At 69.7% G+C, this 19,468-nt stretch carries 16 protein-coding genes; 11 read left to right on the top strand and 5 right to left on the bottom strand.

Features of this window, described 5'->3' with window-relative positions:
• The first annotated feature begins 74 nt into the window (after positions 1–74).
• Positions 75–1,187, top strand: coding sequence for an AbrB family transcriptional regulator (locus MSZK_RS28860; RefSeq protein ID WP_099251951.1), 1,113 nt, complete (start codon positions 75–77; stop codon positions 1,185–1,187).
• On the opposite strand, the gene MSZK_RS28865 is transcribed toward MSZK_RS28860, so the two are convergent.
• The gene (locus MSZK_RS28865; protein ID WP_099251952.1) at positions 1,106–1,891 is read right to left on the bottom strand and encodes a purine-nucleoside phosphorylase; all 786 of its coding nucleotides are present in this window, start codon (positions 1,889–1,891) and stop codon (positions 1,106–1,108) included. The two genes, MSZK_RS28860 and MSZK_RS28865, sit on opposite strands and share 82 nt — an antisense overlap.
• A gap of 37 nt (positions 1,892–1,928) precedes the next feature.
• On the opposite strand from MSZK_RS28865, the gene MSZK_RS28870 reads away from it, so the two are divergent.
• The 4 genes from MSZK_RS28870 to MSZK_RS28885 all read left to right on the top strand — a co-directional run bounded on the left by MSZK_RS28870 (position 1,929) and on the right by MSZK_RS28885 (position 6,237).
• The gene (locus MSZK_RS28870; RefSeq protein ID WP_099251953.1) at positions 1,929–3,116 is read left to right on the top strand and encodes a M20 family metallopeptidase; all 1,188 of its coding nucleotides are present in this window, start codon (positions 1,929–1,931) and stop codon (positions 3,114–3,116) included.
• Positions 3,113–4,282: an amidohydrolase gene (locus MSZK_RS28875; RefSeq protein ID WP_099251954.1), complete on the top strand. Its 1,170-nt coding sequence runs from the start codon at positions 3,113–3,115 to the stop codon at positions 4,280–4,282. Before MSZK_RS28870 ends, MSZK_RS28875 begins: the two co-directional genes overlap by 4 nt.
• The gene (galE, locus tag MSZK_RS28880) at positions 4,282–5,241 is read left to right on the top strand and encodes a UDP-glucose 4-epimerase GalE (protein WP_099251955.1); all 960 of its coding nucleotides are present in this window, start codon (positions 4,282–4,284) and stop codon (positions 5,239–5,241) included. The genes MSZK_RS28875 and galE overlap by 1 nt, the downstream gene beginning before the upstream one ends.
• A 108-nt stretch (positions 5,242–5,349) precedes the next feature.
• Entirely contained in the window at positions 5,350–6,237 is an 888-nt protein-coding gene (locus tag MSZK_RS28885) for a hypothetical protein (RefSeq protein WP_099251956.1), read from the top strand.
• A gap of 57 nt (positions 6,238–6,294) precedes the next feature.
• Here the strand turns inward: MSZK_RS28885 and MSZK_RS28890 are convergent, their stop codons facing one another.
• Positions 6,295–6,780 carry a gamma-glutamylcyclotransferase gene (locus tag MSZK_RS28890; protein ID WP_099251957.1) on the bottom strand — a complete coding sequence of 162 codons (486 nt, stop codon included), beginning with the start codon at positions 6,778–6,780 and terminating at the stop codon, positions 6,295–6,297.
• Positions 6,781–6,932: 152 nt separating this feature from the next.
• On the opposite strand from MSZK_RS28890, the gene MSZK_RS28895 reads away from it, so the two are divergent.
• From MSZK_RS28895 to MSZK_RS28905, 3 genes are read left to right on the top strand one after another with little or no spacing between them, the layout of a single operon-like run.
• On the top strand, positions 6,933–8,348 hold the full coding sequence (locus MSZK_RS28895; protein ID WP_099251958.1) for an NAD(P)H-quinone dehydrogenase: 1,416 nt from the start codon (positions 6,933–6,935) through the stop codon (positions 8,346–8,348).
• Between the two features lie 10 nt (positions 8,349–8,358).
• Complete coding sequence (locus MSZK_RS28900; protein WP_099251959.1) at positions 8,359–10,104, top strand: glycerol-3-phosphate dehydrogenase/oxidase; 1,746 nt, start codon at positions 8,359–8,361, stop codon at positions 10,102–10,104.
• Between the two features lie 7 nt (positions 10,105–10,111).
• Positions 10,112–10,969 (top strand): pseudouridine synthase, encoded by an 858-nt coding sequence (locus MSZK_RS28905; protein ID WP_099251960.1) that lies wholly within the window; start codon positions 10,112–10,114, stop codon positions 10,967–10,969.
• Here MSZK_RS28905 and MSZK_RS28910 read toward each other — a convergent pair.
• Positions 10,955–11,956: an AraC family transcriptional regulator gene (locus MSZK_RS28910; protein ID WP_099251961.1), complete on the bottom strand. Its 1,002-nt coding sequence runs from the start codon at positions 11,954–11,956 to the stop codon at positions 10,955–10,957. The two genes, MSZK_RS28905 and MSZK_RS28910, sit on opposite strands and share 15 nt — an antisense overlap.
• Before the next feature lie 80 nt (positions 11,957–12,036).
• Here MSZK_RS28910 and MSZK_RS28915 point away from each other — a divergent pair, with 80 nt between their 5' ends.
• Genes MSZK_RS28915 through MSZK_RS28925 form a run of 3 tightly spaced genes read left to right on the top strand, consistent with a single transcriptional unit; the run spans position 12,037 to position 13,920 of the window.
• Positions 12,037–12,912 (top strand): alpha/beta fold hydrolase, encoded by an 876-nt coding sequence (locus MSZK_RS28915; protein WP_099251962.1) that lies wholly within the window; start codon positions 12,037–12,039, stop codon positions 12,910–12,912.
• Positions 12,909–13,313 (top strand): DUF1330 domain-containing protein, encoded by a 405-nt coding sequence (locus MSZK_RS28920; protein WP_099251963.1) that lies wholly within the window; start codon positions 12,909–12,911, stop codon positions 13,311–13,313. Before MSZK_RS28915 ends, MSZK_RS28920 begins: the two co-directional genes overlap by 4 nt.
• Positions 13,314–13,362: 49 nt before the next feature.
• Positions 13,363–13,920: a DUF1269 domain-containing protein gene (locus MSZK_RS28925; RefSeq protein WP_099251964.1), complete on the top strand. Its 558-nt coding sequence runs from the start codon at positions 13,363–13,365 to the stop codon at positions 13,918–13,920.
• Here MSZK_RS28925 and nei2 read toward each other — a convergent pair.
• Both nei2 and MSZK_RS28935 read right to left on the bottom strand, forming a co-directional pair.
• On the bottom strand, positions 13,889–14,656 hold the full coding sequence (nei2, locus tag MSZK_RS28930) for an endonuclease VIII Nei2 (protein ID WP_099251965.1): 768 nt from the start codon (positions 14,654–14,656) through the stop codon (positions 13,889–13,891). The two genes, MSZK_RS28925 and nei2, sit on opposite strands and share 32 nt — an antisense overlap.
• Before the next feature lie 215 nt (positions 14,657–14,871).
• A complete protein-coding gene (locus MSZK_RS28935) occupies positions 14,872–19,401 on the bottom strand; it encodes an ATP-dependent helicase (RefSeq protein ID WP_099252060.1) in 4,530 nt (1,509 codons plus the stop codon).
• Positions 19,402–19,468 lie beyond the last annotated feature (67 nt).

The following is a 19,468-nucleotide window of genomic DNA, read 5'->3' on the forward strand; positions in this document are numbered from 1 at the left end:
ACCTTGTCAATTAGTGACTTATCTCGCTTTAAGCGCAGTTAGCTGAACCAAAAAAGCAAGGGCATACTTGTCTTATGCGATGGGTGCTGTTGGTACTGGTGACGATCGGGGTCACCGTGCCACTGGACCTGCTCGGCGTCCCGTCCGCCGCGTTGTTCGCGGCCTTGCTGGTGGGTGTCGTGCTGGCGATCGCCCGGCTGGCACCCGCACGGGTCCCGCGCATCGCGGGACTGGCGGCTCAGGGCGCCCTCGGCGTCTACATCGGGACCATGGTGCACTCCGACTCACTGTCGGCGCTGGGCCCGCACTGGCCGGTGGTGATCGGCGTCGGCGTGGTCACGCTGGTGCTGAGCATCGGCGCCGGTGCGCTGCTCGGCCTGCACCGCGACATCAGCCCCCTGACCGGTGCGCTGGCGCTGGTGGCCGGCGGAGCCTCCGGCCTGGTGGCGATCGCGCGCGAACTCGGGGGTGACGACCGCATCGTCGCCGTCGTCCAATACCTCCGGGTGGCCGTGATCACCGCGGCGATGCCCGTCGTCGTCACCCTCGTCTACCACGCCGACCGGTCCGCCCGGCTTGCCGCAGGACCCCAATCCCATTCGGCTCCTTGGTATCTGAGCCTGATGATGATCATCGTCCTGGTGGTCGCCGGAGCTGCGGTCGGCCGGTTGGCCCGGCTGCCCGGCTCCGGCCTGCTCGGCCCCATGGCGCTGACCATCATGGCTGAACTGGCCGGGTTGTCGTTCGGTCTGACGGTGCCGGCATTGCTGGTTTCGGCCGCCTACATGGTGATCGGCTGGCAGGCCGGCGTGGCGTTCACCAGGGAATCGCTGCGCGCGATCGAACGGTTGTTGCCCGCTGCTCTCGGGCTGATCGTGCTGCTGAATGTCGCCACCGCCGGGCTGGGGGTGGCGCTGGCCAAGATCACCGGCGTCAGCATGCTCGACGGATACCTGGCCACCAGCCCGGGTGGGATCTACGCGGTGCTGGCCACCGCGGTGGAGACCGGCTCCAACGTCACGTTCATCATCGCCACACAGGTGCTGCGGGTGCTGCTGATGCTGTTCGCCGCGCCCCTGCTGGCTCGAGCGTTCGTGCGGCTGACCTACAGGCGCGCCAGCACCGAGGCCAACAGCGACCCCATCGCGGTGGCCGAGGCGCGCCCGGCGGCCAAGACCTCGTCGTGACTGAGCGGCTGACCGGTCATCCCGGCGGCCAGGTTCGTCACCAGCGACACCCCGAGCACTTCGGCACCCACCGCCCGCGCCGCGATCGTCTCGTGCACGGTCGACATCCCGACCAGGTCGGCGCCCAAGGTCCGCAGCATCCGGATTTCGGCGGGCGTCTCGTAGTGCGGCCCGGGCAGGCCGGCGTACACGCCCTCGGTCAGGCTCGGGTCCACCGAGCGGGCCAGTTCGCGCAGCCGCGGGGAGTACGCATCGACCAGGTCGACGAACTGTGCTCCGACCAGCGGCGAGCGGGCGGTGAGATTGAGGTGGTCGCTGATCAGCACCGGCTGTCCGACCCGGTATTCGGGCCGCAGCCCGCCGGCGGCGTTGGTCAGCACCACGATCTGCGCCCCGGCCGCCCGCGCGGTCCGCACCGGATGGACGACGGCGCTCAGGTCATGACCCTCGTAGGCGTGGATGCGACCAAGTAGCACCAGCACGTGGCGGTCACCGACCGGCACCGACAACACCCGACCGCGATGCCCGAGCGCCGACGGCGGGGTGAAGCCGGGGATGACCGACATCGGGACCTCGGCCACCGGAGTTCCCAGCGCCGCGGCCGCCGGCGTCCAGCCCGAGCCGAGGACCACCGCGACGTCGTGTCGCGGCACGCCGGTGCGTTCGGCGATCACCGCGGCGGCGTGCTCGGCGTCTGGACTCACAGCCTGCGAGCCTAGCGGTGAATGCGATACTGCGTGGATGCCTACCGCCACCGCGTCGACCCGCGTCGAGGACGTGGTCGCGGCACGCCGGGGTGATCTGATCGAACTGTCGCACGCCATCCACGCCGAGCCGGAACTCGCGTTCGACGAGCATCGCAGCTGCGCCAAGACCCAGGCGTTGGTGGCCGAGCGCGGCTTCGAGATCAGCGCCGCGCCGGGCGGTTTGACCACCGCCTTTCGCGCCGACTTCGGTTCTGGCCCGCTGGTGATCGGGATCTGCGCCGAGTACGACGCCCTGCCCGGCATCGGCCACGCCTGCGGGCACAACATCATCGCCGCCTCGGCCGTCGGCACCGCCCTGGCGCTGGCCGAGGTGGCCGACGACCTTGGCCTCACCGTGGCGCTGATCGGCACGCCCGCCGAGGAGTCCGGCGGCGGCAAGGCCCTGTTGATCGAGGCGGGAGTGTTCGACGATGTCGCGGCCGCGGTGATGCTGCACCCGGGGCCGATCGACATCGCCGCGGCGCGTTCGCTGGCCCTCTCCGAGGTGGTGGTGACCTATACCGGCCGCGAATCGCACGCGGCCGTCGCGCCGTATCTGGGGATCAACGCCGCCGACGCGGTAACGGTCGCCCAGGTGGCGATCGGGTTGCTGCGCCAGCAGATGGCCCCCGGCCAGCTGGCCCACGGCATCGTCACCGAGGGCGGTTCGGCCACGAACATCATTCCGGGCCGGGCGCGGCTGCAGTACACGATGCGCGCGGTCGACACCGACTCGCTGCGCGGCCTGGAGGCCAAGATGCGCGGTTGCTTCGCGGCCGGGGCCGTGGCCACCGGCTGTGAACACGACATCGCCGAAGCTGCGCCGCCGTATGCCGAGCTGACCCCGGATCCGTGGCTGGCGCAGGTATGCCGCGACGAGATGACCCGGCTGGGCCGCAGCCCGGTGCCGGTCGAGGTCGAAGCCGAGATGCCGCTGGGCAGTACCGACATGGGCAATGTCACCCAACTGCTGCCGGGCATCCACCCGGTGGTGGGCATCGAATCCGGTGGCGCGGTGATCCACCAGCCCGGGTTCACCACCGCGGCCGCGTCGACCAGTGCTGACCGCGCTGTGACCGAGGGGGCAGTCATGTTGGCGCGCACGGTCGTTCGATTGGCGCAGACGCCTGACGAGCGCGACCGTGTGCTCGCACTGCGAGACGAACGGAGGACCCGCGCATGAGCATCGCCGACGCGTGTGAATCCTGGCTGGCCGCGCACTTCGACGATCTGGTCGAGTGGCGCAGGCACATTCACCGCTATCCGGAGCTGGGCCGCCAGGAGTTCGCCACCACCCAGTTCGTCGCCGACCGGCTGGTGGAGGCCGGCCTCAATCCGAAGGTGCTGCCCGGCGGTACCGGTCTGACGTGTGATTTCGGTCCCGAGCACGCGCCGCGGATCGCGCTGCGCGCCGATATGGACGCGCTGCCGATGGCCGAGCGCACCGGTGCGCCGTACAGCTCGACGATGCCCAACATCGCGCATGCGTGCGGCCACGACGCCCACACCGCGATGCTGATCGGTGCCGCGACGGCACTGGCGTCGGTTCCCGAACTGCCGGTCGGGGTGCGGCTGGTCTTCCAGGCCGCCGAGGAGCTGATGCCTGGCGGCGCGATCGACGCGATCGCCGCGGGCGCGCTGGTGGGGGTGTCGCGAATCTTCGCCCTGCACTGCGATCCCCGGTTGGCCGTCGGGCGGGTCGCGATCATCCCGGGGCCGATCACCTCGGCCGCGGATTCGATCGAGATCACCCTGCATTCGGCGGGCGGCCATACCTCGCGGCCGCATCTGACCTCGGATCTGGTGTACGGGATGGGCACGCTGATCACCGGGCTGCCCGGAGTCCTGTCCCGCCGGATCGACCCCCGGCACAGCACCGTGATGGTGTGGGGGGCGGCCAACGCCGGTGTCGCGGCCAATGCGATCCCGCAGATCGGGACGCTGGCGGGCACGGTGCGCACCGCCAGTCGTGAGACCTGGGTGGGTATGGAAGATCTTGTGCGGGAGACGATTTCGGGCCTCCTTGCGCCGCTCGGTATCGAGCACACGCTGCAGTACCACCGTGGTGTCCCACCGGTGGTCAACGAGGAACGCTCGACGCAGATCATGACGCACGCCATCGAGGCGGTGGCGCCCGATGCCTTGGCCGACACCCGCCAGTCCGGCGGCGGCGAAGACTTCTCCTGGTACCTCGAGGAGGTGCCCGGCGCGATGGCGCGGCTGGGGGTGTGGAGTGGCCGCGGACCGCAACTGGACCTGCATCAGCCGACCTTCGATCTCGACGAGCGGGCGCTCGCGGTCGGGGTGCGGGTGCTGGTGAACATCGTTGAGCAGGCGGCCGCGTTCTGATGAAGCTTCTGGTGACGGGCGGCGCCGGATACGTCGGCAGTGTCTGCGCGGCAGTGCTGCTGGAGCAGGGCCACGAGGTGGTGATCGTCGACGATCTGTCCACCGGCAACGCCGACGCGGTGCCGGCCGGGGCGCGCTTCGTCGAGGCCGATGTGACCGGGGCGGCACCCGAACTACTGGGCGACGGCTCCTTCGACGGTGTGCTGCATTTCGCGGCGAAGTCTCTAGTGGGGGAGTCGGTCGAGGAGCCGCAGCGGTACTGGCAAAACAATGTGGTCAAGACGCTGGCCTTGCTGGATGCCATACGGGCCGCAGGTACGCCGCGGCTGGTGTTCTCCTCGACCGCGGCGACCTATGGGGAGCCGGAATCGGTGCCGATCACCGAGGACGCCCCGACCCGGCCGACGAATGCCTATGGCGCCACCAAACTCGCGATCGACCATGCGATCGCGTCGTATGCCACCGCCTACGGACTGGCCGCCACCAGCCTGCGTTACTTCAACGTCGCGGGCGCCTATGCCGGGCTGGGTGAGCGCCATGCCACCGAAACCCATCTGATTCCGCTGGTGCTGCAGGTGGCCGCCGGAAAGCGTTCGGAGATCCTGGTGTTCGGCACCGACTGGCCGACGCCGGACGGCACGTGCATCCGCGATTACATTCACGTCCGCGATCTCGCCGATGCCCATCTGCTGGCCCTGCAGGGCGCGCGCCCGGGCGAGCACCGCATCTACAACCTGGGCAACGGAACCGGATTCTCGGTACGTGAGGTGATCGCTTGCTGCGAGCGCGTCACCGGTGGACCGATCGCGGCGCGCTACGTCGAGCGCCGGGCGGGTGACCCGGCCGTGCTGATCGCCTCGAGCGAGCGGGCCGTCACCGAGCTCGGCTGGCGTCCCCAGCACAGCTCGATTGACGAAATTGTCTCCGACGCTTGGGAGTTCACCACCCAAAGGGTGTGAGGGTGCACTTCGGCGCAGCGACACGCCGCATTCCCGGTCATTTCGCGCACGCTCGTCATCCACAGGTCTGACTTTCTGTTCGGCTGATGAGCGTCCAGCATCACCTCCATGGATGAGCGGCTTGTTGCCCTGTTCGAGAGACAGGGCGGGGTGGCGACGACCGATCAAATCCGCGCCGTGGTGGGTCGACGCTATCTGGAGATGCTGCTGGAAAGCACTGCCGTTGAACGTATCTGGAGGGGCATCTACAGCCTGGGCCCTGCCGATATGTCTCGGCGGCTGTTGGGTCTCGACCTGGCGTGCGGTGAGGTGGTCGGCATCTGCATGGCGACTGCGGCCGGCGTCTACGGCTTCGACACCCAGAACGGCGCCGATCTGCACGTGTTGAATCCGGCCGGCCGCCAGCTCCGGTCCGGCGAGGGACTGGTGGTCCACCGTCGCGAGGGTGCGCCGCTGATCATGCTGTCCGGTCGACCAGTGACGGCCCCGGCGTGGACAGCGGTCGAAGTGGCTCGGACCTTGCGGCGGCCGCGGGCGCTCGCGACACTCGACGCAGCACTGCGATCGGGGCGCTGCGATGTATCGGCGTTGCAGCAGGCCGTGCTCGCACAGCAGGGACGGCGGGGGATCCTCGAGGTCAGGCGACTGCTTCCGCTCGCCGACGGGCGAGCTGAGTCGCCGATGGAGAGCGAAGCCCGGCTGGTCATGATTGAGGGTGACCTGCCCAGCCCGGTCCTGCAGTTCGAAGTCGTCGACTCTCGCGGACGATTGCGCAGACTGGACTTCGCCTGGCCGGCGCAGAGGGTCGCGGCAGAATACGACAGCGACGAATGGCACGTTGGGCCGGACGCGCTCCGGCGCGACAGGGCAAAACAGGCTGCGCTGCAAGATCTCGGATGGATCGTCGTGCCGATTGTCGCCGATGATGTCCGGCGTCAGCAGCGTGCGCTCGTCAACCGGATTCGTGCCCACTTGTCTGCCCGCGAGTGTGCGTGAAGTGTGCACTGCGCCGGCGTTTCGGCGTCGGTAAGCGCACGCTCGCGGCGAAGAGTGCTAACCGCCGCCGTGGCCGCCGGGGCCGATGTTGCGGGCTGGGCGGGTCCGCAGGTCGTGCACGTATTCGGCAGGTGCACCGGCGATTTCGGCGGCGTCGGCCATCACGCCGAGATAGCGCGCCGACGGCAGGCCGCCCTCCCAGGCGTCCAGCACGTACAGCCAGGCGAGCACGGGATCGGTTGTGGTGTCCGTAGATTCGCACTCGATGCGGCACCGGATCTTCTTGTGGAAGCCCAGCTCGGAGCCTTCCCAGCGGTCCAGGTTCTGCTCGTCTGCGGACGTCATGTCGTAGAGCACCACGAACACCTTGGAGTCGGGGTCCTCGACCAGGGTGGCCAGCGCGCCCTCCCAGCCGATGTCCTCCCCGGCGAAGGTCAGCCGCCAGCCGTGCAGCCAGCCGGTGCCGGCCATCGGGGAATGCGGCGCACGCTCCAGCATCTGCTCGGGATGCATGTTGGACCCGTAGGCGGCGTAGAGCGGCACGGGGAAAGCCTAGAGCGTCTCGCCGCCAGGGGCGCAGGGAGTCGGGGAACTGGCGACCCGGGCTACTAGGTTCGGTGGGCAGGAGCGCAGCGACCGGGGTGACTAGGTTCGGTGGGCAGGAGCGCAGCGACCCGGGCTACTAGGCTGAGCGCGTGACGACGCGGATCGTGATCATCGGTGGCGGGCCGGCAGGCTACGAGGCCGCGTTGGTCGCGGCGGGCCGCGGTAAGGACGTGGCCGAGGTCACGGTGGTGGACTGTGACGGCATCGGCGGCGCCTGCGTGTTGTTCGACTGCGTGCCGTCCAAGACGTTCATCGCGTCGACCGGGGTGCGCACCGAGTTGCGCCGCGCGTCGGGGCTGGGGTTCGACATCGGGATCGACGACGCCAAGATCTCGTTGCCGCAGATCAACAACCGGGTCAAGACCCTGGCCCGCTCCCAGTCCGCCGACATCGGCACTCAGCTGCTGCGCGAGAAGGTCAACGTGGTTGCGGGTCGCGGCGAGCTGATCGACGCCGTGCCGGGGATGGCCCATCACCGGGTCCGGGTGACCGCCCCCAACGGCCAGGTCGGGGTGCTCAAGGCGGATGTGGTGTTGATCGCCACCGGCGCCAGCCCCCGGGTGCTGCCCAACGCGGTGCCCGACGGCGAGCGCATCCTGACCTGGCGGCAGCTCTACGACCTGCCCGAACTGCCCGAACACCTGGTGATCGTGGGCTCCGGGGTGACCGGCGCGGAGTTCTGCAACGCCTACACCGAGCTCGGCGTCACTGTCACAGTGGTGGCCAGCCGCGACCAGATCCTGCCGCACGAGGACAGTGACGCGGCCGCGGTGCTCGAGCAGGTCTTCGCCGAGCGCGGGGTGACGCTGGTCAAGAACGCGCGGGCCGAGTCGGTGCTGCGCAGCCCGAACGGTGTGAAGGTCACCATGGCGGACGGCCGCGTCGTCGAGGGCAGCCACGCGCTGATGACCGTCGGCTCGGTGCCCAACACGTCTGGCCTGGGCCTCGAGCGGGTCGGAGTCGAGCTCGGAGCAGGCAACTACATCCCGGTGGACCGGGTGTCGCGGACGGCGGCCGCCGGCATCTACGCTGCCGGGGACTGCACCGGCCTGCTGCCGCTGGCGTCGGTGGCGGCCATGCAGGGCCGAATCGCGATGTATCACGCGCTGGGCGACGCGGTGGCCCCGATCCGGCTGCGCACGGTGGCCTCGGCCACGTTCACCAGGCCCGAGATCGCCGCGGTCGGGGTTCCGCAAACCGCGATCGACGATGGATCGGTGCCGGCCCGCACGATCATGCTGCCGCTGAACACCAACGCGCGGGCCAAGATGTCGCTGCTGACCCGCGGCTTCGTCAAGATCTTCTGCCGCCCGGCGACCGGCGTGGTCATCGGCGGTGTGGTGGTGGCGCCGATCGCCTCCGAGCTGATCCTGCCGATCGCGCTGGCCGTGCAAAATCGCATCTCGGTGACCGATCTGGCGCAGACACTGTCGGTGTATCCGTCGTTGTCGGGGTCGATCGTCGAGGCTGCGCGCCGCCTGATGGCGCACGACGATCTCGACTAGCCTGGGGCCTATGAGCGACCCGATCCTTCGACCGGGCACCGGTCAGACCCTGCTCGGACCAGCCGAACGCGCGTGTGCCTGGGAGCGGCTGGGCAGCGAACAGTTCGACGTCGTCGTCATCGGTGGCGGGGTGGTCGGCGCGGGGTGCGCACTGGATGCGGCCACCCGCGGGCTCAAAGTGGCCCTGGTGGAAGCCCGCGACTTCGCCTCCGGAACCTCCAGTCGTAGCTCCAAGATGTTCCACGGCGGGCTGCGCTACCTGGAGCAGCTGGAGTTCGGGCTGGTGCGCGAGGCGCTGCACGAGCGCGAACTGTCGCTGACCACACTGGCGCCCCATCTGGTCAAGCCGCTGCCGTTCCTGTTCCCGCTGACCAAGCGTGTGTGGGAGCGGCCCTATGTCGCAGCGGGCATCTTCCTCTACGACCAGCTCGGCGGCGCGAAATCTGTTCCGCCGCAGAAGCATTTGACGAAGGCCGGGGCGTTGCGGCTGGCGCCCGGACTCAAGCGCAGTTCACTCATCGGCGGGATCCGCTATTACGACACCGTCGTCGACGATGCCCGGCACACCATGACCGTCGCGCGGACCGCCGCCCACTACGGCGCGGTGGTGCGCACCTCGACCCAGGTGGTGTCGCTGCTGCGGGAGGGCGACCGGGTGGTCGGCGTCACGATTCGCGACTCCGAGGACGGTGCGGTGGAGGAGGTCCGCGGCCACGTGGTGATCAACGCCACCGGGGTGTGGACCGACGAGATCCAGGCGTTGAGCAAGGAGCGCGGCCGGTTCCGGGTGCGGGCTTCCAAGGGTGTGCACGTCGTGGTGCCGCGGGACCGGATCGTCTCCGAGGTGGCGATCATCCTGCGCACCGAGAAGTCGGTGCTGTTCGTGATCCCGTGGGGCACACACTGGATCATCGGCACCACTGACACGGACTGGAATCTGGACCTGGCCCACCCGGCGGCGACAAAGGCCGACATCGACTACATCCTCGGCCACGTCAACACGGTGCTGGCCACCCCGCTGACCCATGACGACATCGACGGGGTGTACGCCGGGCTGCGGCCGCTGCTGGCCGGTGAGAGCGAGGAGACCTCCAAACTGTCCCGCGAGCATGCGGTCGCGGTGCCGTCGCCGGGGCTGGTGGCGATCGCGGGCGGCAAGTACACGACGTATCGGGTGATGGCCGCCGACGCCGTCGACGCTGCCGCCGAGTACATCCCGGCCCGGGTTGCGCCCTCGATCACCGAGAAGGTGCCGCTGATGGGCGCCGACGGCTACTTCGCGCTGGTCAACCAGACGCAGAGCGTGGGAGCCCGCTACGACCTGCATCCCTACCGGGTGCGCCATCTGCTGGACCGGTATGGCTCGCTGATCGGGGACGTGCTGGCGTTGGCTGCCGACAAGCCCGAACTGCTCGAGCCGATCACCGATGCGCCGGTCTACCTCAAGGTCGAGGCCGCCTACGCCGTGGCCGCCGAGGGAGCCCTGCACCTGGAGGACATCCTGGCCCGCCGGATGCGGATCTCGATCGAATATCCGCACCGGGGAGTGGACTGCGCCCGGGAGGTCGCCGAGGTCGTCGCGCCATTCCTGAACTGGTCGCAGGCCGATATCGACCGCGAGGTGGCGACCTACCAGGCGCGGGTCGAAGCCGAGGTGCTCTCGCAGCGCCAGCCGGATGACGCCTCGGCCGACGCCCTGCGTGCGGCGGCGCCGGAAGCCCGGGCCGAGATCCTCGAACCGGTGCCACTGAACTGAGCGAGCCGTGAGACGACATGCTCCGCTGCCCGATCGCGACGGGCTGGGTCCGGCGCGAGTGCGGCTGCGTGGGGGAGCGGTGCTGGTCGAGCTGGCCGACCGGTTCGGTGCAGCCGCCGCCGAGAAGGTGTTCAACGGCGAGGTGGTCGACGCCGACGGCACGGTGATCACCGCGGCCACCGTATTGCCGCCGGGCGCGCACATCTACCTGTACCGCGACCTGCCCGACGAGGTGCCGGTGCCGTTCCCCGTCCCGGTGCTCTACCGGGACGACGACATCGTCGTCGTCGACAAGCCGCACTTCCTGGCCACGATGCCCCGTGGTGGGCATGTCGCCCAGACGGCGCTGGTGCGGCTACGCCGTGAACTCGGCCTGCCGGAGCTCAGCCCGGCTCACCGGTTGGACCGGCTGACCGCCGGGGTGCTGATGTTCACCGTTCGTCGCGAGATTCGCGGTGCCTACCAGACGTTGTTCGCCCGCGGCCTGGTGGCCAAGACGTATCTGGCCCGGTCGTCGGCGGTGTCGCAGGTGGTGTTGCCGACAGTGGTGCGCAGCCGAATCCTCAAGGAGCGCGGCCGGTTACAAGCCTTCGAAGTGCCCGGCGAGCCGAATGCCGAGACCTCGGTGGAGCCGCTGGGAGACGGGCGCTACCGGCTGCGGCCGCGGACCGGGCGAACCCACCAATTGCGGGTGCACATGGCCTCGCTGGGCCTGCCGATCGACAACGACCCGCTCTATCCGCGGGTGATCGAGGTGGCCGCCGACGATTTCACCGCGCCGCTGCGGCTGGTGGCGCACCGGCTGGAGTTCGAGGATCCGCTCACCGGCACACAGCGGTCGTTCGAGAGCTCAACCGGTGTGTAGTCGTTTGCGGTAGGCGGCCGGCCCGCTTCCGAACCAGCGGCGACACGAGCGGGTGAGCACACTCTGCTCAGCGTAGCCGAGTTCACGAGCCAAGTGCGACAACGTTATTCGGGTGTCCCGCAGATAGCGTTCGGCAAGCTCGCGGCGGACCTCGTCGACGATGGCGGCGAAGGTGGTGTCGTCGGCGGTCAGTCTGCGCTGCAACGCCTTGGGATGCAGGTGTAGCTGCTCGGCGATCAGGTCGAGGGTCACCGTGCCGCTCGGCAGCAGCTGACGCACCAACGTCCGTACCGACGCGACGATGCGTGGCTCGGCGATGGTGATGGTGCTGAGGTAGTGGACGACGGCGTCGTGGGCCAGCTGGTCGCGCTGCAGCGGACGGGACAGGTCTGCAGTACGGATGGTGAAACCCATTGCCCGCTCGTCGAATACCGGCCGGCAGCCGAAGTAGTCCCAGTAGTCCTCGACCGTGGTGAGCGGCTCGTGCGGCACATGCACCGACAGTGGGCAGTAGTGCGCGCCGAGCAGGAAGCGCAGTACCCGGAGCGTGACACCGAGGGAAAGTTCGTTGCCCTGGGGATGCAGGGGCAGGTCGGCGCCGACCATCAGGTATTCGATGAAGGTGCACTCCGGGTCGGCCAGTGTCGTGGTGCGCAAGCTGATCGCCGGGCTGTAGGCGGACAGGAAGTTCTCGAAGATGCGCAGTGCGTCGGCCACCGTGCCGGCGGTGCGGGCGGCGACGCCGACCGGCCCGAGGATCTCGATGCCCTGCAGCCGGGCGAGCCGTCGGCCGAAGTCCGGGGTTTCGGTCACCTCCGCGGCCGCCTCGATGGCGGCGGCCACCCTCGGCAGGGGCACGAACACGTCGTCACGCCCTACCGCGTCGGGCTCGAGTCCTACCGCGGCCATCAGCAGGCCGGGGTCCGCGCCGAGCTGGGTGACCAGCTTCGGGAAGTTCGACAGCGACGTGCCGCGCACGATCGACATGCACACCAGTGTCCTGGAAAGCCAAGTTTTTGTCCTCAATTGTCAAGACGTGAGGGTGGGTCGCGGACCAGCATCAAGACATGACGTCCCTGCAGTCCCGGCGGGTCACCGTCGCAGGCATCACCACATCGGTGCTGGTCGGAGGTGGCGGTGCACCGGGTGAAGCGGTGGTGTTCGTGCACGGCAACCCCGGCGCCGGCGCGGACTGGATGCCACTGCTGACCCGAGTCGCCGAGTTCGCCACCGTCGTCGCCCCGGACCTGCCGGGCTTCGGCGCCGCCGACGCGCGGGCCGACGGCGACTACACCGTGAATGGATACGCCAGGTTCCTCGACGGGCTGATCGCGCAGCTCGGCATCGGCCGGGTCCACCTCGTGGCCCACGACTTCGGTGGTCCGTTCGCGGTTGCCTGGGCCGCCGATCACCCGGACCAGGTCGCCAGCATCACCTTGGTCAACACCGGCGTGATGATCGGCTACCGCTGGCACCGGATGGCGCGGGTGTGGCGCACGCCGCTGGTCGGCGAGTTCATGATGCGTCGGACGACGCTCCCGCTCGCCCGGGCGGTGCTGGGCCGGGAGAACCCCGGCCTGCCGCGCGAGTGGGTGGACACGGTGGCCCGCCATCTGGTGCGCGACGAGACCAAGCGCGCGGTGCTCAGGCTCTACCGGTCGACCCGGGTCAAGGACATCACCGCGCTGGTGCCGCGGCTGCGCGCCGGCGACCACGACGCCCTGGTGGTCTTCGGTGGAGCCGATCGCTACATCCCGGTCGCCCAGGCCCACCGCCAACCACAGGCGTTTCCCCGCGCGGAGATTCATGTCCTGCCGGGGCTCGGCCATTGGCCGTGGCTGGAGTCCACCGACCGGGTCGCCGAGTTCGTGGTGCCCTTCCTGCGCCGCCGAGTCGGCGCTGTGACTTCTGATAACCAACTCGCACAAGGAGATTCGATATGAACCATGCTGTGGACGATCGTCCGGTGAACCTCAAGGCGTTCGCCAATCTGCCCGCGGACGCGCCGGTGGTGATGATCAACCTGCTGAAGTTCCACGAGGGCGACGGGCTGGCGCACTACCTGCGCTACATCGAGGCGGTGCAGCCGCATCTGGAGCGGGTGGGCGGTTCGGTGCGCTATGCGGGGACTACGCCGTACAGCATCATCGGTGACGGTGATCGCCCGTGGTGGGACGCCATCCTGGTGGTCGAGTATCCGTCACCGCAGGCGTTCGTCGACATGGTGCTGGACCCGGAATACCAGAAGGTTCACGAGCATCGGGCGGCCGCGTTGGAGCGAGGCGATCTGGTCGCCACCTCCCAGTGGATGTTGGGCGCTGGGGACGCAATGCCCTCGCGGTGATGACCTTCGGTCCCTAGTCGCCAATTGTGAACTGCATCACCCTCTAGGTATGGACGACGACCACGAACTGGTGCTGGTGGCGGCATATTCAAGCGTCGATCGGGCGACGACCGACTTTCGCGAGCTGCAGAAGCGGATCAAGCACGGTCTGGAATTGCGGGCCGCGGCGCTGGTCACCAAGGATTCCGAGGGACACCCGCACGTCCTGGAGGCGCACAACCGGCACGGCCGGGTCGCGGCCGGGCTGGGGGCGAGCGCAGGGATTCTGGTCGGGTTGTTTCTGCCACCGGTGGGCTTGGCGGTGGTGGTCGGTGGAGCGGCGGGCGCCCTGGTCGCCGCCTTCGCCGAACACGAGCTGCGCAGCGGCCTGCAACGCGAGATCGGCGGGGCGCTCGACAGCGGTACCGGTGTGGTGATCGCGCTCGTCTATCCCAATGGCCGCGGGCCGGTGGAGACGACGTTGTACCGGGCGGCCGAGATCAGGTCGGTGCGGATGGACAAGTCCACCATCAACAGCCTCGACGAGCTGGTCGCCGACGAGATGGCGAAGATGTCGCACCCGCAGGTCGACGCGGTCACCGCTGACACGACGGACACCAGTAGGTGACACGTTCGGCATCGCCGGACTCGGCCCGGCGGATCGGCGTGCCGCAGCGTCGGCACGGTTCGCCCGCGCGGCCGTAGACCCAGAGTTCGTGGCCGGTCCTGCGGTTGCCGGTTGTGGTGCGCTGCCAGCGGGCGCGATTGGCCCACAACATGTCTCGCGCGCGAGTGACCACGCGCAACGGGTCGGCCACGCTGCTCACCGGGCTGGTCGGAAGCCGGCCGAACACGAAGCACAGCTCGTTGGCGTACACGTTGCCGACGCCGGCGAGCACCCGTTGGTCCAGCAGGGCCGCGGCGATCGGCCGGTCGGGTTCCCGGGCCAGATTCGCCGCGGCGGCCTGAGGGTTCCAGTCGGTGCCGAGGAGGTCGGGGCCGAGGTGGGCGACGGCGTCCTGATCGCGGTCGCGGTCGAGCACCTCCAGGACGCCCAGATCGATGCCGAGTGCCTGAACATCGGCGGTTTCCAAGATGATTCGGATCTTGTGGGCCTGGCGGGCTGGCTTGCAGCGGGGGCCGACGCGCCAGCTGCCGTCCATCTTCAGATGCGAATGGATGCTGGCCGGGCCGACCCGGATGAACAGGTGCTTGCCGCGGCTGATCACCTCGTCGACGGTGCTGCCGCGCAGATCCACGGTGGCATAGCGCGGGACCCGGATATCGCAGCGGGTCAGCGTCTTACCGACCAGCGCATCGCGCAGGGTGGCGGCGGTGTGGAAGACGGTGTCGCCCTCGGGCATTCTTTCAGCCTAGAAGGGCGGCGGATCGGCTGCGGTGGCCGCCTCGTTGCGCCCCCGCTCCCACCGGATCCGGTCGGCCCGCTCCTGACTTCGGCTGCGGCGGCGCGCCGGCATCATCAACCCGCGGTCGGGCCCGCGGGCCTGGGCCACGAGGTTGGCCGGTTTCAGTTCCTCAGTGGGTCGGGCGAACTACTCGTCGGGTGTGACAGAACTCGTCAACGCAGGCGCAGGCCGCGCGGGGTGCGGGCGAACCCGGCATCCACCAGGGCATCGGCCGTCACCCGCTGCTCGGGATGGGCGGCGGCCTCGAGCACCGAGACGCCGTCGAGCTTTTCGACCAGCACGCCGCCGATCCGGCCACTGCCCACCAGCTCGGCCAGCGTGCCCGCCGCCGCGCGCTGCGCCTCGGCGTCGGAGCTGAAGTTCAGCAGCGAGCGGCCGCCCCGCTCCAGGAACCACACCACCTCGCCGTCCACCAAAACCACCAGCGCGCCGGCCTTGCGACCGGGGCGGTGGGCGCCGTCGGAGTCGGCGCGTGCCGGCCAGGGGAGAGCGGCGCCATAGGGATTGGCGGGATCGGCCGCCGCGAGCACCACCGCGCGATAGTCCGGCCGCTCGGGATCGACCCCGTCCAGATACGTCCGAAGCCGGTCGACCGTCGACGCCACCGCGAACTGGGCCCCGCCCAGGGACTCGACGAAATACCCGCGCTGGCAGCGCCCCGCTTCTTCGAACCCGGTCAGCACTTTGTACAGCGTGGCGAACCCGCCCGGCACCCCTTCGGCCGCCACTGCGCCCTTCGTGAGCACGCCGTGCCGACCCAGCAGCAGCTCGGCCGAGAAATGCGCGCGGACAGTGGAATCCGGCTCACGGGCCGGTACCGCCGACCAGCGTCCGGCAACCGTGGCATCCACCGACCGGGTCTGCGGATGGGCCACCGAGTAGCGGCTCAGCCGCGGCGCCCGGCGCTGCCGATGGGCGGGCGCCGCGGGCCTGCGGGTTCCCGGCCTGCGTCCGCCGGCAAGCATCGCGCGCACCGGCGCGAAGGTGTCGCCGGTGACCCAACCGGCCCAGATCAGATCCCACAGCGCGGCTTTGAAGGCTTCCTCGGAGCCGCTCACCAGCTGCCGGAAGAAGAACGCGCCGCGGGCCTCGCCCGGCTCGCCGAGCACCTCGAGGATCGCCCGGTGGGTGTCGGTCAGGTCGATCTCGGTGGGCGCGGCCAGCGTCAGCGGCGCGGTGTCGGCGTGGTGGAACGCGATCCAGCCGTCGCTGCCGGAGATGGAGCCCGCTCCCGACCAGGTGATCTCACCCGAGGCCAGCAGTTCGTCGAGCATCGCCGGCTGATAGTCGCGCACCCGCGGCCCGAACACCAGCGGCTCGACCGCCGACGCCGGCAGCGGAACCCCGGCCAGCTGGTCGATCACCGCGGCCAGCCCGTCGACGCCGGCCGTGGCCGAGTTGCCGACCTGCTGCCAGGCCGGCAGGAAGCGGGCATAGGCGGCGGTGCTGACCGGTTCCACCTGTGCGCGCAGCGCGGCCAGCGAGCGGCGCCGCAGAATGCGCAGCACCTCGGCGTCGCACCATTGATCGGGATCAGGGCCGGCCACGAATTCACCGCGAACCAGCTTGCCGTCCACCGCCATCCGGCCCAGCACGTCACCGGCGACCCGCAGGCCGAGGCTGAACCGGGCCGCGGCCTCGGCGGTGGTGAACGGTCCGCGGGTCCTGGCGAACCGGCCCATCAGCTCGCCGAGCGGATCGGGCACCGTCTCGGTGAAACTCGTCGGAACGCCGACCGGTACCGCGACACCGACCGCGTCACGCAGCCTGCCGATGTCTTCGATTCCCGCCCACCACGATTGACCGCCGTACGACAGCGGCAGCACCCGTTTGGCGGCATACAGGCCCTCGAGCCAGCCGCCGACATCGGCGGCGGTACACCGCTGCGCGATCTCGTCCTCGGTCAGCGGGCCGAGCAGCCGCAGCAGGTCGGCTACCCCCTCGGCGTCGCGGGCCTTGCGGTCCTCGGAAAGGTGCTGCAGCTGGCGCGACGTCGCGGCGATGACGTCGGGGTCGAGCAGCTCGCGCAGTTCCACCCGCCCGAGCAGTTCGGCCAGCAGGGTGCTGTCCAGCGACAGTGCGGCGGCGCGGCGCTCGGCCAGCGGACTGTCGCCCTCGTACATGAAGGCCCCGACGTAGCCGAACATCAACGAGGCCGCGAACGGCGACGGCATCGGGGTCTCGACCTCGACCAGCCGCACCCGCCGCTGGGCGATCCGGCCCATTAGCTCGGTCAGCGTCGGAACGTCGTAGACATCCTGCAGGCACTCGCGCACGGCCTCCAGCACGATCGGGAAATCCGGGTATTTGCGGGCGACGTCGAGCAGTTGGGCGGCGCGCTGGCGCTGATGCCACAGCGGTGAACGCTTGCCGGGGTGGCGTTTGGGCAGCAGCAGCGCCCGGGCGGCGCACTCGCGGAACCGGGACGCGAACAGCGCCGAGCCACCCACTTCGGTGGTGACCAGCGGCTCGATCTCCTCGGGGGCGAACACGAACAGGTCCGCACCCGGCGGAGCGTCTTCGGTGTCGGGGAGTCGCACCACGATGCCGTCGTCGGAGGCGGTGGGTTTCTCGTCGATCCCGTACCGCTCCAGCAGTCGCCGGCTGACGGCCAGCGCCAGCGGGCCGTGCACCTTCAATCCGTATGGCGAGTGCAACACCACCCGCCAGTCGCCGAGCTCGTCGCGGAAGCGTTCCACCAGCAGGGTGCTGTCGCTGGGCACGATCGAGGTGGCGTTGCGCTGATCGTCGAGCAGCTGCCACAGGTTGTCGGTGGCATAGTCGGCGAAGCCCAGTTCGGCACAGCGCGTGTCGAAGTCGTCGCGGCTCAGGCCGGCCAGCTCGCCGGTGAACCTGCCGATCGCCTGGCCGAGCTCGGCGGGCCGGCCGGCATCGTCGCCGCGCCAGAACGGCAACCGGGCGGGTTGCCCGGGCGCCGGGATGACCAGCACCCGGTCATGGGTGATCTCGGTGATCCGCCAGCTGGTGGCGCCCAACGAGATCACGTCGCCGGGGCGGGATTCGTACACCATTTCCTCGTCGAGTTCGCCGACGCGCGAGGGCTTTTCAGAATCCGTCGCCAGATAGACGGTGAACATGCCGCGATCCGGGATCGATCCGCCGGAGGTCACGGCCAGGCGCTGGGCGCCGGGGCGGGCGGTCAGCGTCCCGGTGTCGCGGTCGTAGACCAGCCGGGGCCGCAGCTCGGCGAAATCCGTGGACGGGTACTTGCCCGACAGCAGATCGAGCGTCGCCTCGAACGCGCTGCGCGGCAACGTCGCGAACGGGGCGCTGCGGCGGACGACGTCGAACCACTCGTCGGCGCTGACCGGCTCCAGGGCGCACGCGGCCACGGTGTGCTGGGCCAGGATGTCGAGGGGGTTGGTGGGCACCCGCATGGTTTCGATCTGGCCGGCGAGCATGCGCTGCACGCTGACCGCGCAGCAGATCAGATCGGTGCGGTGCTTGGGAAACAGCACCCCGCGCGAGATCTCGCCCACCTGATGGCCGGCGCGTCCGATGCGCTGCAAACCGCTGGCCACCGACGGCGGTGCCTCGACCTGGATCACCAGGTCGACGGCACCCATGTCGATGCCGAGCTCCAGGCTGGAGGTCGCCACCACCGACTTGAGCCGGCCACTCTTGAGATCGTCCTCGACCGCGGCGCGCTGCTCCTTGGACACCGAACCGTGGTGGGCGCGCGCCAACAGCGGTTCGGCACCGTAGGTCTGACCGCTGCCCATGATGTGGGCGGGCGCCCCGCCGGACACCTGCCGGTTGGCAGCGGTATCCAGCTCGACACCGGAGCGCTCGGCGTGAATCTCGTTGATGCGGGCCGTGAGCCGCTCAGCCAGGCGCCGGGAGTTGGCGAACACGATGGTCGAGTTGTGCGCTTCGATCAGGTCGACGATGCGGGCCTCGACGTCGGGCCAGATGGTGTTGTTCTCCAGGTTGGCCATGTCGGGCACCGGCACCTGCACGGTCAGCTCGAACGTCTTGGCCGCCGGGGGCGCGACGATGGTCGTCGGCCGGGTCCCGGACAGGAACCGGGCCACCTCCTCGGGCGGACGAACTGTCGCCGACAGGCCGATGCGCTGGGCCGGTTTCTCCAGCAGTGCGTCGAGCCGCTCCAGCGACAGCGCCAGATGCGCGCCGCGCTTGGTGCCCGCGACGGCATGCACCTCGTCGACGATCACGGTCTGGACAGTGGCCAGCGTCTCGCGCGCCGCGGAGGTCAGCATCAGGAACAGTGATTCGGGGGTGGTGATCAGGATGTCGGGCGGCTTGGTGATCAGCTCCCGGCGGCGGGCCGGCGGGGTGTCGCCCGACCGGACGCCGACGCTGATCTGCGGAACCGGTACCCCGTCGCGTTCGGCGATGCGGGTGATGCCGGTCAACGGGGTGCGCAGGTTGCGCTCGACGTCGACGGCCAGGGCTTTGAGCGGGGAGATGTAGAGCACCCGAGTGCCCCTGTCCTCGGGCGCCTGGGCCAGCCGGTCGATCGCCCAGAGGAATGCCGCCAGCGTCTTACCGGAGCCGGTCGGCGCGATCACCAGGGTGTTGTCCCCGTCGGCGATCGCCGACCAGGCGCTGGCCTGCGCCGAGGTCGGTGCCGCGAACGTGCCCGTGAACCAGCGCCGGGTCAGCGGACTGAACCGGGCAAGAGGATCGGGGGGACGCACGACTCCAGGGTGCCAGGGGGTACCGACAGCGGACACGATGCTGGCCAGTTTGCCCCGCACAACCCGC

Source organism: Mycobacterium sp. shizuoka-1, from assembly GCF_002723835.1.
In the GTDB taxonomy this organism is placed as follows: Bacteria; Actinomycetota; Actinomycetes; order Mycobacteriales; family Mycobacteriaceae; genus Mycobacterium.

What these genes read in the sequence shown, in the direction of transcription:
- MSZK_RS28885 (WP_099251956.1), top strand. Translation starts at nt 5,350, where the DNA reads ATGGATGAGCGGCTTGTTGCCCTGTTCGAGAGACAGGGCGGGGTGGCG.
- MSZK_RS28875 (WP_099251954.1), top strand. Translation starts at nt 3,113, where the DNA reads ATGAGCATCGCCGACGCGTGTGAATCCTGGCTGGCCGCGCACTTCGAC.
- MSZK_RS28910 (WP_099251961.1), bottom strand. Translation starts at nt 11,956, where the DNA reads ATGTCGATCGTGCGCGGCACGTCGCTGTCGAACTTCCCGAAGCTGGTC.
- MSZK_RS28870 (WP_099251953.1), top strand. Translation starts at nt 1,929, where the DNA reads ATGCCTACCGCCACCGCGTCGACCCGCGTCGAGGACGTGGTCGCGGCA.
- MSZK_RS28900 (WP_099251959.1), top strand. Translation starts at nt 8,359, where the DNA reads ATGAGCGACCCGATCCTTCGACCGGGCACCGGTCAGACCCTGCTCGGA.
- nei2 (WP_099251965.1), bottom strand. Translation starts at nt 14,656, where the DNA reads ATGCCCGAGGGCGACACCGTCTTCCACACCGCCGCCACCCTGCGCGAT.
- galE (WP_099251955.1), top strand. Translation starts at nt 4,282, where the DNA reads ATGAAGCTTCTGGTGACGGGCGGCGCCGGATACGTCGGCAGTGTCTGC.
- MSZK_RS28915 (WP_099251962.1), top strand. Translation starts at nt 12,037, where the DNA reads ATGACGTCCCTGCAGTCCCGGCGGGTCACCGTCGCAGGCATCACCACA.
- MSZK_RS28920 (WP_099251963.1), top strand. Translation starts at nt 12,909, where the DNA reads ATGAACCATGCTGTGGACGATCGTCCGGTGAACCTCAAGGCGTTCGCC.
- MSZK_RS28860 (WP_099251951.1), top strand. Translation starts at nt 75, where the DNA reads ATGCGATGGGTGCTGTTGGTACTGGTGACGATCGGGGTCACCGTGCCA.
- MSZK_RS28925 (WP_099251964.1), top strand. Translation starts at nt 13,363, where the DNA reads ATGGACGACGACCACGAACTGGTGCTGGTGGCGGCATATTCAAGCGTC.